The organism is Rhizobium favelukesii, from assembly GCF_000577275.2.
GTDB lineage: Bacteria > Pseudomonadota > Alphaproteobacteria > Rhizobiales > Rhizobiaceae > Rhizobium > Rhizobium favelukesii.
The window spans coordinates 679,967-696,337 of the sequence record NZ_HG916855.1 but is presented as its reverse complement, the minus strand read 5'-3'; the positions used below and the strand labels follow the sequence as shown (position 1 = coordinate 696,337).

Annotated in this window: 15 protein-coding genes and 4 pseudogenes; 11 read left to right on the top strand and 8 right to left on the bottom strand. The window is 57.8% G+C overall.

Annotated features, from left to right (window positions below; genetic code table 11):
• Positions 1-303: 303 nt before the first annotated feature.
• Positions 304-2,108 (bottom strand): annotated as a pseudogene (locus LPU83_RS66860) (amidohydrolase).
• 253 nt (positions 2,109-2,361) lie between these two features.
• Between LPU83_RS66860 and LPU83_RS66855 the strand changes: the two are divergent.
• Positions 2,362-3,231, top strand: coding sequence for a LysR family transcriptional regulator (locus LPU83_RS66855; protein ID WP_024315525.1), 870 nt, complete (start codon positions 2,362-2,364; stop codon positions 3,229-3,231).
• Here the strand turns inward: LPU83_RS66855 and LPU83_RS74825 are convergent, their stop codons facing one another.
• Complete coding sequence (locus LPU83_RS74825) at positions 3,232-3,420, bottom strand: transposase (RefSeq protein WP_374046188.1); 189 nt, start codon at positions 3,418-3,420, stop codon at positions 3,232-3,234.
• Positions 3,421-3,650: 230 nt separating this feature from the next.
• Between LPU83_RS74825 and LPU83_RS66845 the strand changes: the two genes are divergently transcribed.
• The 8 genes and pseudogenes from LPU83_RS66845 to LPU83_RS66810 all read left to right on the top strand — a co-directional run bounded on the left by LPU83_RS66845 (position 3,651) and on the right by LPU83_RS66810 (position 7,890).
• A complete protein-coding gene (locus LPU83_RS66845; RefSeq protein ID WP_024315526.1) occupies positions 3,651-4,001 on the top strand; it encodes an MbcA/ParS/Xre antitoxin family protein in 351 nt (116 codons plus the stop codon).
• Positions 4,002-4,010: 9 nt separating this feature from the next.
• Positions 4,011-4,514, top strand: coding sequence for an RES family NAD+ phosphorylase (locus LPU83_RS66840; RefSeq protein ID WP_024315527.1), 504 nt, complete (start codon positions 4,011-4,013; stop codon positions 4,512-4,514).
• A 275-nt stretch (positions 4,515-4,789) separates the two neighbouring features.
• Positions 4,790-5,230, top strand: coding sequence for a lipid-binding SYLF domain-containing protein (locus LPU83_RS66835; RefSeq protein ID WP_024315528.1), 441 nt, complete (start codon positions 4,790-4,792; stop codon positions 5,228-5,230).
• A gap of 57 nt (positions 5,231-5,287) precedes the next feature.
• Positions 5,288-5,401, top strand: a pseudogene (locus tag LPU83_RS66830) (sarcosine oxidase subunit gamma family protein); the annotation flags it as partial.
• 243 nt (positions 5,402-5,644) lie between these two features.
• On the top strand, positions 5,645-5,854 hold the full coding sequence (locus LPU83_RS66825) for a cold-shock protein (protein ID WP_024315529.1): 210 nt from the start codon (positions 5,645-5,647) through the stop codon (positions 5,852-5,854).
• Positions 5,855-6,014: 160 nt separating this feature from the next.
• Complete coding sequence (locus LPU83_RS66820; RefSeq protein ID WP_024315530.1) at positions 6,015-6,395, top strand: DUF6481 family protein; 381 nt, start codon at positions 6,015-6,017, stop codon at positions 6,393-6,395.
• Positions 6,396-6,480: 85 nt separating this feature from the next.
• Positions 6,481-7,521 carry a fatty acid desaturase gene (locus LPU83_RS66815; protein ID WP_024315531.1) on the top strand — a complete coding sequence of 347 codons (1,041 nt, stop codon included), beginning with the start codon at positions 6,481-6,483 and terminating at the stop codon, positions 7,519-7,521.
• Positions 7,522-7,608: 87 nt separating this feature from the next.
• A complete protein-coding gene (locus LPU83_RS66810; RefSeq protein ID WP_029710094.1) occupies positions 7,609-7,890 on the top strand; it encodes a hypothetical protein in 282 nt (93 codons plus the stop codon).
• Between the two features lie 442 nt (positions 7,891-8,332).
• On the opposite strand, the gene LPU83_RS66805 is transcribed toward LPU83_RS66810, so the two are convergent.
• Together LPU83_RS66805 and LPU83_RS66800 are read right to left on the bottom strand one after the other, a co-directional pair.
• Positions 8,333-8,938, bottom strand: a complete 606-nt coding sequence (locus LPU83_RS66805) for a general stress protein (protein WP_024315533.1) — start codon at positions 8,936-8,938, stop codon at positions 8,333-8,335.
• A 27-nt stretch (positions 8,939-8,965) separates the two neighbouring features.
• Positions 8,966-9,247 carry a PepSY domain-containing protein gene (locus LPU83_RS66800; protein WP_225040157.1) on the bottom strand — a complete coding sequence of 94 codons (282 nt, stop codon included), beginning with the start codon at positions 9,245-9,247 and terminating at the stop codon, positions 8,966-8,968.
• A gap of 907 nt (positions 9,248-10,154) precedes the next feature.
• On the opposite strand from LPU83_RS66800, the gene LPU83_RS66795 reads away from it, so the two are divergent.
• Both LPU83_RS66795 and LPU83_RS66790 read left to right on the top strand, forming a co-directional pair.
• A complete protein-coding gene (locus LPU83_RS66795) occupies positions 10,155-10,745 on the top strand; it encodes an SOS response-associated peptidase (protein ID WP_024315536.1) in 591 nt (196 codons plus the stop codon).
• Between the two features lie 612 nt (positions 10,746-11,357).
• Positions 11,358-11,537, top strand: a pseudogene (locus LPU83_RS66790) (UDP-galactopyranose mutase); the annotation flags it as partial.
• 73 nt (positions 11,538-11,610) lie between these two features.
• Here the strand turns inward: LPU83_RS66790 and LPU83_RS66785 are convergent.
• From LPU83_RS66785 to LPU83_RS66770, 4 genes and pseudogenes are all read right to left on the bottom strand, one after another.
• Positions 11,611-11,961 (bottom strand): hypothetical protein, encoded by a 351-nt coding sequence (locus LPU83_RS66785; protein ID WP_029710095.1) that lies wholly within the window; start codon positions 11,959-11,961, stop codon positions 11,611-11,613.
• 43 nt (positions 11,962-12,004) lie between these two features.
• Positions 12,005-12,184: pseudogene (locus LPU83_RS74820) on the bottom strand (hypothetical protein); the annotation flags it as partial.
• An 87-nt stretch (positions 12,185-12,271) separates the two neighbouring features.
• A complete protein-coding gene (locus LPU83_RS66775) occupies positions 12,272-14,203 on the bottom strand; it encodes a HAMP domain-containing methyl-accepting chemotaxis protein (protein ID WP_024315538.1) in 1,932 nt (643 codons plus the stop codon).
• A gap of 1,375 nt (positions 14,204-15,578) precedes the next feature.
• Positions 15,579-16,016, bottom strand: coding sequence for a CBS domain-containing protein (locus tag LPU83_RS66770; RefSeq protein ID WP_024315539.1), 438 nt, complete (start codon positions 16,014-16,016; stop codon positions 15,579-15,581).
• Between the last annotated feature and the right edge of the window lie 355 nt (positions 16,017-16,371).

Sequence of the window (16,371 nt, the reverse complement as noted above, 5' to 3'; positions counted from 1 at the left end):
TTTTCATGGGTGATCGCCGCCGTCCGCCACTGGCACGGCCAAGCACGAGGGCGTTTGAGACGAGATGATGAGGCTGGAACCAACGTGGCTCTTCGAGATGCCTCGTCCGAGGTCTCGTCAACCCTACTTTTAATCAGTGCGCGCTCGTGATCGTCGGCACTCGGGTGTTGAGCAGCTGCTGCTCCCACACATAGGCGATGGTGCTTCCGCCGCAGCAGCGTACGGCCAGGCGGCGAAACCGGAGTCCAACGGGCTTCTGCAATGGGACTGTTGGGGAAAGCGGGGAGAACCTTTCAGCTGGGTTCATTTTTCCCCATGATAGCTGCCGAAGTATTTTACGGGTGACCAAGCCGGAAGGATCTCGGGCAGTTTTGGCGATAGAGCGCTATAGTCCTGCGCACCAAACACTACCTCTCCGTCCATGATAGTGAGCACAGAAGAGATGGATTTGATCTGATCTTCCGACACGGTGAAGTAATCCCTGTCGAGCACAACAAAGTCCGCCAGGTATCCAGGGGCGATTACGCCCATTTCGGATTCTGTATTCATGAACCACGCTGCACCATTGGTAAACAGTTTCAGCGCCTCGGTGCGGGATAGGCGATTGTCCTTGGCAAGAATTTCGGATCCGGACACAGACTTGCCAGATACCATCCAACTTATACCGACCCAAGGGTTGAACGTGGCTGCACGGAAGGCGTCGGTGGTCATGGCCAGCGGCATGCCGCTATCCACGAGCTTGCGCAGACGCGGGGTCTCCAGAGCCTTCTCGCGACCATGGGTTTTGATGAAACCATCGCCGTGCAGCGCCATTTTGGCGTCCAGGGCAATTCCGCCGCCCAGCTTTTTCACCCGATCGATGTTCTCCGGATTGATGGTCTCAGCGTGCTCGAGACTCCATTTCAGGCCATCGAGCGGGATCGTTTCGTTCACCTTCTCCAGAGCGTCGAGAAAGGGGGAGATGTTCTCGTTGTAGCTGACGTGCATGCGAAACGGGATACGCCGCTGGACCAGCTTCATCACATCCTGCTCGACGAAGCGCCGCATCTTCTCGGGCTCGATGATGACCGCCGGACGGTCGAAGTTCTCATGATCGTGCACTTCCCCGCTCAGAACCTCCCCGGCCCCTCGATATTCATGGCCATGTGCCAGGGTGGGGTGCAGGTTTTGTCCTGGACTTATCGCCGCCGTTTTCGTGATCGCCTCGAGTTCCAGATCCACCATGTTTACCGGCCCGCCGTCGCCCAGTTGCAAGTCCACAAAGGGCATGCGCACATTGAGGCGGTTGTCTCGTGCAAGCACGTCTACCCTCGTCTGGGCCTCCGGGTATGGCCACCTGCCGCCGTTATCGATGATCGAGGTCACGCCGAACCGGTTCAAACCGTGAATGCTATAGATCAACGAACTCACTTCTTCGTCGAACGTGGGCTGCGGCACCATGCTCTCGGGGCGAGAAACAACCAAGTATAGCCGTGGACCACACCGGTCGGATTGCCGCGGCTGTCCTTTTCGAATTCGGTGTCCGGCAACTTTGGGAACCGATCGGTGCCCACGCCAAGTGCCTCCATCGCCTGCTTGTTCAAGAATGCGCGGTTGTAGGCATATTGCACGATCATGGGGCGATCGGGCACGGCCTTGTGCAGTTCGCCCAGCGTGGGAAAGCGGTTCTCCTCAAACTGGTAGGGGGACCAGCCTCCAATTACCTTGACCCATTGGCCCTCCGGCGTGCGTGCGGCCTGCTCACTCAGCATGGCCAATGCGCGACGCAGCGTCGGCACACCATCCCATCGAACATTGTAGTTATAGGCCAAGTCGTTGAGGACATGTATATGGGCATCGATGATGCCGGGGATGAGTCTGCGGCTGCGCGCATCAATCACCCTGGTCTCCGAATTTGTCAGACTGAGAATGTCCGCATCTAAGCCTACGGAATAAATGCGGCTTTCCTTGATGGCTAAAGCCGAAGCTTCGGGCTGCCCACGGTTGCCGGTGAAGATCTTTGCGTTGAAAACGATCAGATCAGCACCGGGCTGTTCCTGCGTCGTTTGTGCCTGAACCGCAGAGAAAGAAAAAGTTGTCACAAACGCAATGAATATTTTTCTGATCATTTTACCCTCGTTCGATTGATTTTTACGAATTGCGGTCATGCGCAAGGCGGCGCCTTACGGACGCGTGCGATGGACGACGAAGTGAGTTGAAGCCGTTAGAAAGATTATGGAATAAATCCTATATTGGCGGTTCGTGAGGCACGTTGCGAGGATGCCCTGATGGGAGAGTCAGCCGCGGCGAAGTTGTCATTGTCTTCTTTGCCTTGGTAGTCCTCGGTCGTGTGAAGCCGTGTTGCAAAATAAGGAACGTTTGGTGGAACTTGAGGATCTAAGAATATTTGTCGAAGTTGCTGATGCCGGCGGAGTATCGTCTGCAGCGCTGCGACTGGGCATCTCCAAGTCGATGGTCAGCCGGCGGATCACCAGGCTTGAGGCGGAACTCGGCGCACAGCTATTTGCAAGGACGACCCGTGGTATCGCGCTCACGGAAGCAGGTTGTACATTCAGAGATTACGCAGCACGGGTTTCTGCTGACTTGGATGTGGTGCGCGAAACGATCCTGCCCGCCGGTGAGCTTCGAGGCCGCATGCGCGTAGCCGCGCCACTGTCATTTGGCCCGACCTATTTTGCTCCCGTCCTCTCCCAGATGGCTAGCCGACACCCGCAACTACAAATCCTTTCTTCCTATACTGATCGCTTCGTAGATCTCGTGGGAGAGGGTTTTGATTGCGCAATTCGGCTGGGGCATCTGTCGGACTCGAACCTCGTCGCACGACGCATCGGACCGATCTTTGGCAAGCTGGTTGCGAGTCCTGCCTACATCGAGGCTCACGGTGCCCCAGAAGCACCGGACGAGATTGTGAATCACCAAGTCGTTATGCGGGACGCCGAGACGTGGCAATTCATGGATGGCGACGAGATTGTCACGGTGCGTCCCCAGGGACGCTTCATAGCTGATAACGCAATGTCCCTCGTAGCCGCCGCTCTGGACGGAGTCGGGGTCGCCTATCTGCCAGAACCGCTGGTCGCGGAGCATATTTGTTCGGGTGCACTGGTGCCAATCATGACGCGTCATCCGATTCCGCCAGCCGGCATCTTCGTCGTGAGGCCGCCCGGCCAGTATCCCTCTCGAAAAGTGCGAACCCTCACTGAGATGCTTATCGAACGATTTGGAACTCGTTAATCACAGCCAGAAGATGACGGAAGCTGCGATACAGGTTGCCGAGAAGAAGGTGTGGGCACATCGGCCATAACGGGTTGCCATGCGCCTCCAATCCTTGAGTTTGGCGAACAGGTTCTCGACCTTGTATCTGCGACGATAGAGAGCTTTGTCGTAGACGGATGGTTTCTTCCGGCTTTTTGAGGACGGGATGGAGGGCTCGATTCCCCGCTGACCAAGCAGGGCTCGAAGCTCTGCAAAGGACGAGGGGGACGGGATTACCGGCAGGCCGCGGTTGAGCGCAAGCGCCGTTGTCTGGCCGATCTGTAACCAGCTCTTTCCCCTTCCTCCTTCCGCATTGGCCTCTTATCGGATTGAACACCGCTGTTTCTGACGCTATATATCGTCAGTGAGATTGGCATTCTGGAACGAAGGCAAGAGAAATGGGACTCGCTCAATATGCGGATAACGGGCTGTTTGCGCCGCGCAAAATCGCGGACGTTTTCCGCACGACCAGCGAAGAAATCGCCCGCACCGCCGGACTCGGCAAGGACGCGATCCAGCGCAAGGACCGTATCCGCTCCGGCAAGACCCAGCGTCGCCTGCGCGAGATGATCGAGGTCGTCAACAAGGTCGAGCCGCGCTTCGGCTCGGGACTGATGGCCTATGCGTGGTATCGCTCCGAGCCCCTGCCCGGTTTCTCGGGCCAGACCGCCATGCAACTGGTGCGCGATGGCCGTGCGGATGAGGTGCTCGACTATATTGACGCGGTCGACGCCGGCATCCACGCGTAGCCCCAGCTGATGCGATATGAAGGTAAGCTCTATCGGGCACTGAACCCGATATATGCTCGCCAGCCACTCTCGGGCCGGGGAGCCGAACTCTATGGCGGAAGGTTCAACCCAAAGGGAATGCCGGCGCTCTACACGTCGCTATCAGTGATGACTGCGTTGCGCGAGGCCAATCAGGTCGGCAACCTGCAGCCGACAACGCTCGTCTCCTATGACGCTGCTTTCGAGAGCGTCTACGACAGTCGCGACGAAGATGCGCTTCAGGCCAAAGGAATGGATGCCGCCGCGATTTCAGACCCGACATGGCGCGATCAGATGAAGGCAAGCGGCGAGGCCAGAACGCGAGACTTCGCCAGGCGGCTGGCCGCCGGCGGCTATCATGGTCTGCTCGTTAGAAGCTTCGCCCCGGGCGCGACGCGGGAGGATCTGAACCTCGTTCTTTGGGAATGGACTGAGCGCGCGCCAGCACGACTGATCGTGATTGACGACGAGAACCGCCTGGGTCAAGGGGAATAGCCTGCTCGGCGATATCATCTTGTCGTGGGCTTAATGGTTGGAAAGATAAGTGGTCGGCTGACCACGCCGACCGTCAGCTGTGGAACCATCGTTTTCCACCGTCGTTGGCAGCGGCCGCTTTGCCAGGGAATTATGTCCCTCCTCGTCTTTCTCGCAGTCGGATTCAGTCCGCGTGCTTGGAACTAATGACGGGCCAGACTGTTGAGCTATCACGTTGATCCGACGGTGACGTGGCCGGCCGGCTGGGTAAGTGGCGATTTTGAGGAGTTCTCATCATGAAGATTTCGTCCAGATTTCGTTCAGTCGCGGCTGCGGTTATCGCTGCAGCAGGAATCAGCGTTGCCGGCTCCGCGCATGCCGACAGCGGTACGATCAGCTTCTCAGTCTACAAGGCTGCCTTCTTTGTGGGTGGTTCTGGAGGCGAGGGCACGCTGACCTTCCATGGTCGCCGCTATCCCATCTCTGTCGGCGGCATCTCGGGCGGCCTCGCTTTCGGGGCTTCTAAGACCTATTTCCAAGGTACCGTTCGACACATTCGCCGCGCCCGAGATGTGACGGGGGTCTACGGGGCGGCGGGCGGTGGCGGCGCGGTCGGCAAAGGGGCACAGGTGATCGTCATGACCAATGACAAGGGCGCCCAACTCGAACTCTCAGGCAAGCAGGTAGGCTTGCAAGTCAACGCCGATCTCAGCGGCATTGCCATCACGGTGAAGTAAGGGCCGCCCTTGGTCTCCTCATCGGTGTGTCGAGGTCAAGCGCTGTCGCGCCGACGCTTGATCGGCCACATCACGCGGGTCGATGAAGACGCCTTCGAAATCATCTTACTGCGCGGCTTCGCCGAAAACCTGTGGGACGACCTTGCCCGCATGTACGCCGAATACGTGTGACGCGGGAGCGAACCTATTACAGTCATCATCGACGGCAAGCAGCTAGCCGCCGCGACCACGACAGCTGGAGGAAGGTTGACGCCCCTGGCTCCCCCATGTATTAGAGCGCATCGATACTTTGTTTTGCCGATATTTGTTGTTGCTGCGCTTGCCGCTTCGTAACGAACTTCCCCTCTCAAAAGTCGAAAACTAGCCGCTGTGCGTCGCCCAGCGGTGATCAACGTTGCTATGAAAGGGTTTGTGATGACCGCTGGCACAGTTAAATGGTTCAATGCCACGAAGGGCTTTGGCTTCATTCAGCCCGACGACGGCAGTGCGGATGTGTTCGTTCACATTTCTGCTGTTGAGCGGGCCGGATTGGACTCGATCGTCGAAGGACAGAAGCTCGGCTACGAGGTCGAGCGCGACCAGAAGTCGGGCAGGATGTCCGCCGGCCAGCTCCAGGCCGCATGAGCTTAGGGGCGTGTCATGACCGCGGATGTACCGGCATGGCGGGCCACGAGTTGAGAAGGTCAGGCGCATGCCTGGCCTTTTTTTCGTCGTAAGGCCCGTTGAACCGCGACGAATGCCCTTTTCTGTTCCCGACCTTTGAAAATCAAACTAGGAAGACACGTTGAGACACAAAAGCGACAATGGCTTTGCCGAACGGCGGAATTCTGCGGCGGAAGCCAAAAAGCAGCTTCTGACGAAGTTTGCGTCTGCCCCGAAATCGACAGATCCCGCGATGCGGGAACGACTTGCTGCACGCGAAGCGATCGCTGCCGCCAGACAAGTGCGTCGCGCCGACCGCGAAGCATCAAAGAAGGCGGAACACGAGCGTGTTTTGATGGAAGCGGCGGCACTGGCGGCTGCTGCAAAAGCCAACGAACGGGCCGAGGCAGAAGCCCGGCAAGCCGTTATCAACGATCAAATGTCTCGGGATGTCGTCGATGAGGCGGCCCGCAAGGCGGAACGTGACCGTCGATACGCGGCACGTAAGGCCCGTAGAGCCTGACATTTTTCAAGGCAGGCCGAAGCCGGCAAATTACGCGAAGCTGCGGCGGCGCTGCGGCCGGAGGCCAGAAAGACGGATCGAGTTCATGGAAAGCAGTGTCTACATGCCTGCCGAGTCTACTGAGGATAATGTTCGAGCGTGGCTGAAGGTTCTTTCCAGATACCGCCAGCCTCGCATCGGGCGGAGCGGCTTTGAGCTTCTGGTTACGGTCGTCCCGTTCGCCGCCTTTTGGGCTTGCGCGTCCATTTCGCTCTTCCAAGGATTCTGGCTCGGACTGATATCGGTCGTTCCGGCGTCCGCGTTTCTATTACGGCTTTTCATGATTCAACACGATTGCGGGCACGGCTCGTTCTTCGCCCGCAGGCGTCTCGACGACTGGACAGGGCGCGCCATTGGTGTTTTGACGCTGACCCCCTATGACTACTGGCGGCGGGCGCATGCCGCCCATCACGCATCAGCAGGAAATCTCGACGAGCGGGGCACAGGCGACATCACCACGCTGACGGTCGCCGAGTATCGATCTCTCCCGCGCCTAAAGCGGCTCGGCTATCGCCTTTACCGGCATCCGCTGGTGATGTTCGGCATCGGCCCCGCCTGGCTCTTCGTTTTCAAGCAGCGCTTGCCCTTCGGGATGATGGCCGATGGTCCGTTGCCGTGGATCTCCACAATGGCGACCAATCTCGCGATCACCGCCCTGGCGCTCGCCATGATATGGGCTGTCGGACCTGTTCCCTTTCTCGCGATCCACCTCCCGATCGTGACGTTGGCGGGAGCGGCGGGTGTGTGGCTCTTTTACGTTCAGCACCAGTTCGAGGAAACTCACTGGTCGAAAGGCAAGGCGTGGCGATTTGCCGAAGCCGCACTCCACGGCGCGTCCCACTACGATCTGCCGCCGGCGCTCCGATGGATCACCGGCAATATCGGCATCCACCACGTTCATCACCTGTCGAGCAGAATCCCCTACTACCGGCTTCCTGAAGTATTGCGCGACCACCCTCAACTGGCAGACATCGGCCGCATAACACTATGGGAGAGCCTGCAATGTGTCAGGCTCGTGCTGTGGGATGAAACGAGGGGGAAGCTGATATCCTTCCGCGAAGCATCCGAAGCAACATCGAACCCTTAATTCAGGAAATCTGAGCAGACCGCCCGTGTAAATCGCGGCGCGTCAACCGCATTCACACTTTTCAAGGACCGAACATTGAAGACGATCATGCTTACGCCGGCGCAAATCAGGGGTCTGAAACTCGCCAAAGATGGAGATCTGTTTCCAACGGATGCCAAGAAATGGACCCATCTGAACGCCACCGTCACCTATGCGAAGACAGACAGATTTAAGGAACGGCCGCAAAAGGTCAAATTTTTGACCACGTCAACTTTGCAAGAGTTGAAAGAATTCGGCTTTCTGCAATGCCTTAATCCGGTCTCCGCAGCGCAAGAAACCGCTCACGGGATAACGATGGCGGGCAAAATCTGGCTTCTGAAGAACATCTAACCGCACGCCGCGATGGGCTTGCCAAATGACCGCCGTTTACAGACGCGATAGGAGTTCGATTTCGATCCCGACCAACCGCCCGCGCTGCGCCCGCCGCTCAAAAAGGGTTGCTCCAATCGGATGGTGGGCAGCTCCAAGAACGACCGCGGTTGCAACGAGCAGCACCGCAATGATTTTTGTGCAGCAGGTGCTGGGTGCCGCCGGTTATACAGAGCGGTCAGGGCAAGGGTCTGGTCCCGGACCATGCGCCCCGGTGGAAACAAGGCAAACGATGTATTTTGAATGCTGATGAACTGGATTGCGACGGTGATGACTAAGCCGCCAGGCGCCCTACGCCATCGCTTTGCCAGGCACCATGGACGCAGCGGGCTCGTGGTTGGAACTGACCTCAGGGCAGCTGAGAATGTCCGCCAGACGCAAGAACCTGGCGGACCATAAACTTCTAAAGGCGGGAACGATACCGTGCACGTTCTGCTGCGATCTGTTGCGCAGTATAAGGATCGGCCGCCTCATCGAAGCGGGTCCACCCCTCTTCCGCATACAGCGCGCGGCGGTTGGCGATGTCGACGGCCCGCGAACTATCAAGGATTGCTTTGGCCTCCGCTGCACGGCCATCATCGACGCGCGCGGTCACCACGGAGCCACCTCGGCGAATACCCTCAGCGTAGAAGTGCGCATCCTCTTCGGGGACGCCCGAGCTGACCATTGCGCCCACTAGTCCGCCAACCGCGCCACCGGCGACCGCGCCACCCGCAGCTCCCGCAACCGTTGCAGCTAACCAACCCGCTGCGACAACGGGTCCCACGCCCGGGATCGCGAGCATTCCAAGCCCGGCTAGCAAACCGCCAGCGGCACCAGCTAAAGCGCCGAGGCCTGCCCCGCTACCTGCACCTTCGGCGGCATAGCTTCCCTGCCCTTCGACGTCGACGCCGTCCGATTTATTACTCACGATGCTGATGTCGTCGGATGGAATGCCTGCGTCCTCGAGCGCTTTCACAGCGGAGCGGGCGTCGTCGTAGCTGTCATAAAGTCCAGTGACCGTTTTCATTATCGTTTTCCTCGATCGTGTTGCTGGTTACTTGGCCATCGTCACGTTACCCTGAAAGTCCAGGGAGACGCCGGTCTGCTTGCCGTCCTTGCTGGCGGTGGCGCGCCAGACACCTTGGTCATCGAGCTTCAGACCCGTAACGTCCTTGTAGCCCGCCTCCTCGATCCGAGACTTTGCCTGGGCTTCCGTGAAGCTGTTCTTGCCAGCGACAGGAGCGCCCGGATTTGGCCCGGTGGCGATTGCAGGCGTGGTCTGCGATGTCGACGGCGTCTCGCTCTGGGCGAAGGATGCGCCTGCAGCCAGAAGCATGCCGATGGTTAGAATTGCCAACTTCTTCATGGGGTTGCCTCTCGTGTCATTGGTCTTGTTGTCGCGGTTCGAGAACCCTGAGAACCCCTATTTGTTCCAATAATTTAAACCAGAAAGCGGATTAGCACCTCGCCGGCGGGACGTTCACCGATCGAAAAGACATCCGGGGACCTTTTATTCAGAATGGCTCCCGGGACGGCAGCGTCTCATCCCCGTTGGTCGGCCTCCCAAATACGGTCATCAAAAGCGCGAGTGCGCCGACTCCGGTCGAGTGCGGGGCATAGGCTCGTATCCGTCACGATGCTAGCCCGATCGGATATGGAACCGCGGGCGTTTCCGATGGTTCGTTAGCAATCGTCAAAAGGAGCGGCATGAAAGAGGCCGCGGCCGCTGAGAGAACGGATCACCGAGATGCAGGTAGTGATCCGAGCGCAGCGGCCGCACGAGCGCCGTCGATCATGAAAAAGCGCGCCTGCATTGGCAGCCGGCATTCCTACGCTAGCGCCAGCTTTCTTCACGGCGGACACCGAACGCTTGGAGCCGCGTCTCGAAATAACGGCGATCGGCCGGGCCGCAAGGACGGCGTGCCGCTCGTCGAGCGGGGCGTCGAACCATCAGCAAGGCAGTCGCGGGCAATCGCCTAACTGCCATCGTATGACGACTGATAGAAAGCTGTTAATCTCGGGAGATGCCTGCAAGAACTTCAGATGGTTCTGCAGCGCGTTCGGGATGGAGCCGCCATTCACGCACGGCAAGCCACACTGATCAAAAGGATTGGCGAGTGCTGGCTTTGCGACCCACCAAACCGAACAGTTGCTGGTTCTCCTGGAGGGGTGCAATCCGAGCATGAGTTGCAACTCAATCGGTTTGGTTTCGGGTCACATGTTTACAGCAAAATGGAGGACCAATGTGCAATGATTATAGGCTGATGGTCGATGTCGCCTCGATCGTCGAGGACTTCGCGGAGCTTAAGATCAAGATCCGTTTCGGCGAAGGCACACCGAACCTCGAAGCCCGCGAGGACATCAAGATCACCGATATCGGCCCCATCGTCAGAACGATCGACGGCGTGCGCGACGAGGTCGAACTCGTGCAGCGGCGATGGAGTTGGCCGGGTCAAAACAAGCGGCCGGTATATAATTTCCGGTCAGAAGGCCGGGAGTTCAACTCCCATCGTTGCCTGATTGTCGCCGACGGCTTTTACGAATTCACGGAACCCGAGGATCCGAAGAAAAAGCGCAAGGACAAATGGCTGTTCACCAAAAAAAATGAACCGATTTTCTGCATAGCCGCCATCTGGCGAGAGACGCCGGAGGTGGGCCAAGCCTTCACAATGCTGACGATGGAGCCCGGTCCGGATATTGCCCCATACCACGATCGGCAGATCGTTATCCTCGAGCGCAACGCCTGGGCCGACTGGCTCGATCCGACGATCTCCGCAACGTCTCTGATCAAGCCGCTTTCAGCAGGCACTCTGGCAGTGGAGCAGGTCGGCTGAGAGATATGTCCGACTCGGAAGTGAGCAAGCGACTGCCGCGCGATAGCGGGTGGAGCTCGCATTGCTGAGAACGTCCATCCCCTTTTTGAGGGCGACAGCTCTCGTCGGTGCGCGGATGCTCGCTATTGCTGAAAGGTTCGCCGACCTCCCCTCAGCGTTTTGTGTCTCCTTGAGCGACGATTTAACGTGTGTCAGCTTCGCCCATGGGGCGATCAAGCGCGGGTCGTTCTCCGCGGTATCGACATTCGCGTCTTCCAATGTGCGTCGCGTCACGTCACGAAAGACCAGATGAGGCGGTCACCATCCGGACGTGCATAGAGGTAAGCCCACTTGCTCCGAAAACGAAAAAGCCTGCCGCGGGAGGAGGTGCGGCAGGCTTTCGAATAAAGACCCGAACAGCAGCTGGGAGGAGGAGTGCTGCCGTTCCCGCAGACGATCTTGGGAGGAGGATAAGAGCGTCTGCAAATCGAAGCGACACGGGAGGAGATGCATCGATTCGATCGATTTATATATAAACCCGTTTTGCCTAATGCATAGGCTTTTATTTGCAGGGCAGGCTTTCGCTATGCGAAAAGCGGAGGGCTCATTTCAAGGTTGGCATTCAGTTGGGACATGGTGAGCCAGATTCTTGACCATCCCAACATCAATGTGAGCCTCAACACGCAATTTCTCCGGGCGCAGAAAGAGCACATTGCACATGTATTTTATTCCGGCCCGCTCGACGGCTATCTGGATCACGAGTTCGGTCCGCTGGGTTATCGAACGCTTGACTTCGGCCAAGAAAGTTTTGAAATTCTTCTCGCCGGCAAACCTGACAAGATTTGGAAGATAGGCCGATATCCAAGCCGATCATTCGGTCGACGTCCTACTTCGGCCGTACAGGCACGTGTACAGACCAGTTTTCCATCGCAACATTCGCAATCGCGGCAGTGCATATCACCATCACGCTGCGTCGCGAGAGGCCGAAACTCTTCGGCGTCCACTGTGCCTTGAGGGGGACAGCGCAGCGCGGGACGAATGTCTTCAGGTTGGGCTCCAATACGTCCCATTGCTGAAGCCCCTTGGCGTTCTCCTTCGAGATGAAGCGCCTAGCCTCTTGACGGATTTCAAAGAGGCCGTGCTTGTCTGACGTAGAGCGATCATTCTCGATGCTCCACGATGCCATGGTCGGTGCGGACGCGAACAAGGCGGTGATAAGGAGCAAGGAAGGAAGCAATGGTGCGCCATTGTCAGCCAAGTCCGTCTCCTTCCGCGAAAAAAGCCGCCTTCTGATGCATGTAAGGGTTATGGATCATAGGATCACGTCCTCGCGGCGCCTCGTGCTCGGAATCGACGTCGATACTCGGCGGCTCGTCGTGTCCCTGCCACACGAAACGCTCCAAGAGAAGATCGTTTGTGATCCCGAGGGTATAACAGACGGCCGTGTTCGCAGCCGAGCCCACCACAATGGCAATGACGAAAATCCGAACGAAAAAGTGCCGCAACATTGACGGTCGCGGCACTTTGTAGCGGGTTGCTCGGTTATTTTAGAATTCGCGCCAATCTTCAGCAGCCGCACCGCCAGCAAAAGCTGTCGCGACCTTGCGTGCCATTGCCGCTGGAGCGTTTCTCTGTGGCGCTTTCGGTGCGTAGGCAGATTGCGCCGCCCCGGCAGAGCCTTGAAAGCGGAATTTTGACAGCTGGCTTGTCAGCGAACCTGCTTCGTCAGCCAGCTTATGGCTGGCTGCGGATGTCTCTTCGACCATCGCCGCGTTCTTCTGCGTGGATTGATCGAGCGAATTCACCGCGGCATTGATTTCTTTCAGCGCCGTGGACTGTTCCTTCGCAGCCTCGACGATTGAGCTCACGTGACGGTTGATTTCCTGCACTTCGCCGACGATCTCCGTCAGCGCCGTACCGGTCTCGCCGACCAGGGTCACGCCGGAACGCACTTGAACGCCGGAATTGCTGATCAGTTGCTTGATTTCCTTGGCGGCATTGGCGGAGCGTTGAGCCAGTTCGCGAACTTCCTGGGCGACGACTGCAAAGCCTTTGCCCGCCTCTCCGGCACGTGCAGCCTCAACGCCGGCGTTCAGTGCCAGCAGGTTGGTCTGGAATGCAATGTCATCGATGACGCTGATGATATTGTTGATCTCGTTCGAGGAACCTTCGATCTGGCTCATCGCGGCGACCGCACGCTTCACGACTTCGCCGGAACGCTCGGCATTCGTGCGTGTTCGTGCAACAAGGTTGCCGGCCTCTTCCGCGCGACGGGTCGAACCATTGACCGTCGTCGAAATCTCATCGAGCGCTGCGGCGGTCTGTTCAATCGATGCCGCCTGCTGTTCGGTGCGCTTTGCCAGATCATTGGAAGCTTCGCTGATCTCGCGGGCACCGGCATCGATCGACAAAGCGTTGTCACTGATCGTCTTCAACGCAGATTGAAGCTTCTCTACGGAGTTGTTGAAGTTGAGGCGCAGCATATCGAGAGATACGGCAAACGGATTGTCGAGACGGATATCAAGATTGCCGGCGGCCATTTCCTCAAGCGCCTGGCCGAGCTGGCGAACGGCATCGTTCGTCTGCGCCGATAGCGCCTCGCGTTCCGTCGCGGTTGCTTCAAGCCGCGCGTTCTCATCAGCGGTCCGGCGAGCGTCGGCAGCGGCGCGCGCCTCGGCCTGCGAGGTCACGGCTTGGCGCACGGCGCCAACGGCCTTCGCCAAATCGCCGACCTCGTCGCTGCGGGCCTCGATATCGCTGGTGCTTTCGTTGTTGCCCTCTGCCATCCGCCGCAGGGCGATCTGCAGCTTGGCCATCGGCACGGTGATCGAGCGGGTCGCGAGGAACGCGGCGGCAATAGCCATAAGCACAGCGCCTCCCAACGAGCCCAGCGCCAGCGTCTGGAAGCCTGCGACGACGACGCTGACGCCACTGCCAACAGACTTGTTCAAGTTTTCCTGATAGTCGATGAACTTGTTGATGGCCTTGAGCCAGTTGACGAAGAGAGGCGTTGCCTGCTCGATCAGCATCTGCTTGGCTTGCACCGGGTCGTTTGACATCTGGCGCGCGATGATATCTGCGACAACTGGATTGGTTTTGGACTGGACGTCGGCGATTTCCGCAATGATCGCCTTCTCGGGTTCGCTCGCAGCGCCTGGGACAGAAATCATCGCATTCATCTTCTGCTCGTTTTCGGCATACGTCGCAGCAAGCTTTGCAATCAGATCGATCGCGGTCTGACGCGCGGCTGGCTCATCGCGCAAAACGACATCGCGAATGGCAATGGCCCGATCATGAACGCTACCCCGGAAATTGATGGCGAAGCGTTGCTTGACGCTATTGACCTCGTTGATCTGCACGAGATCGTGGTCGACAAAGTTCATCTTTGAAATGGAAAAGACGGTCAAGCCAATCATCAGCAGCAGCAGGAAACCAAAAGCTGTATAAAGGCGGGGGCCGATGCCAAATCGAAACGTCATTCGCAATCCTCCAAGCGCAAATAATCGCGCAAGCAACCAATTGCGCGATGCTGCAACAATGAGCGTTATCCGGGGACACCGGCCGAGCGCCGTTGAGCTCATGTCTCGCTTTGTCAGAAGAGAGCACTCGTGAATAAACAGATAATGAAAGATGGTTAATAATTATAATATGAATAAAATAATTTATACTCTGACCAAGTAATGCCCGGCTCGAGTATTGCAGGTTGCAATTCAAAATCACTTGGTTTCTTGATTCGGCTTTTTTGCGGATTGAATGACTCTGTTTGCAACTGGTACCAGTGCTTGCGGCAATGCCGCGACGGTCTGTGTCTTACCCCGGCGATCGCCTATGCAGATGCCTTGACCGCCAAGTTTCGGGGCGAGATAAATCAAAATGGCCACCAAGGATCGTCGAACTCCTAAGAGCAGCTTTGCGAAAAGATCCCCCCTTCGGGATGGGAGTAGCAGCAAGCGACGAGATTACCCGGCCAACCGGCGCAGTTGAACGTGTGGTGGCATGCGGCCCTGACCGGTCATACCCCATGCTTATCCCTGCAGGGATTGACGCAGTTGCGCTGGTTGAATAATCCCCGCTCGCTATCCGCAGGCCCGGCTCTCGACCCGGTCGTCGCCTTTCCGCCGCGTCCGCATGGTGCCAGATAACCGCCATCGTCGCCGCGATCTTTCTGGGTTACGCGCTACATATCCAGCGTCTCATCGGTGGCGACATGACCATAGCAGGGTTTTTCCTCGCCCCGACAAAGGGCGGTGTCGAAATAGAAAGCAGGGGAGTTTCATCAGAGCAAGAGACCCGAACAGCGAAGCGAAGACATGGCGATTTGGCGACTTGCGAGACTGTTTCTGGCGAATATCAGAAGACGCTGAGGCTCAACGCAGTGAGATGATCGTCGTCGGAATCGGGCGAAGATTGGGAGCACATCGTATGCGAATCCTGTTGATATTGATTATCGGACTAATGGTCGGATCCATATTGGCGATACCGCTGATAAAGCCGTTCATACAGGAAGGCGGCAAAGGAAGCGAGGAGCCGCCTGCGGTAATTCAGCAGCCGGATCCTCTAAAATAGCGCAGGACAGTCGCCACTGCGAAAGGCAGAGTTGGCTCGGTTTGTCTGAACCGTTTCGAGCGTTTCGCTAAAGCTTGTCGCGTCTTGAGCGTGATGGCGAGGACACGTTTCAATCGCACCAGCCGTTGATGTGCCCGGCCGCCCTTCGCGCGCACAGCCTTCCTTGCGCAGCAATAGTGGTATTCGTAGATGTCGCGCCCGGTGCCGTTGATGCAACGGCGCGAGGCGCTTGAGGTGACAGGTGGCAGCTGACTGGTGTTGGCCTTTGCAGATGGCTGCCGCCAACCGTCAATGCGCTGTCTGCGAATGTTCGCCGCCGCGTTGTGAGATGCCGCTCAGTGCCTTACCCGTTTCGGTGGCCTCGCTCTTGGTGGCGAGGTCGCCAAGCGAGATGATGCCGACGAGGCGCTTGTCTCGGTTCAGTACTGGCAAGCGCCGTATCTGAAGATCACCCATGTTGTGAAGCACGTCTTCAACATCTTCATCATCGAAGCAGTATCTAACCTTGATACTCATCACATCGCGAACCTTTGCCTCGGGGCCTTTGCCCTCCGCCACGCCACGAATTGCGATGTCGCGATCGGTGATCATGCCGACCAGCCTGTCATTCTCACTCACCGGGAGAACGCCGGCATCAAGACGTCCCATGATCAGGGCGACATCCCGTAATGTCTGCTCCGGATCGGCGATCTGAACGTCTGTGGTCATGCAGTGGCTGACTTTCATGATAACCTCCCTCACGTTGCCCGCGCCAAAACTGCGGGTGAATAGTGTCAACGTACACCGGTCGTAAATGTTCCTGCGGTGGGGCGGCAAATGGCGGTCGTGCTTCGCCTGAGCGTTTATACTTTGACCTCCAGCCGCGCGTCATGCCGCGGCTCATCGCTCCCTCGGCCAAAGCCAAGAGACGCAGATGACGGATGTCCTCGAACAGTGTGGCAATGGTCGCATTCACGTCGTCGTCGTGCCAAGCCGAGCGCTGCCTTTACTTCGAAATGAACGATGAAACCGCCATCTCAGGAGCCTGATCGAAAGGGAAGCCCTCGGCGGGATATTGCTGCAACGTGGCTGTCGCATGGGG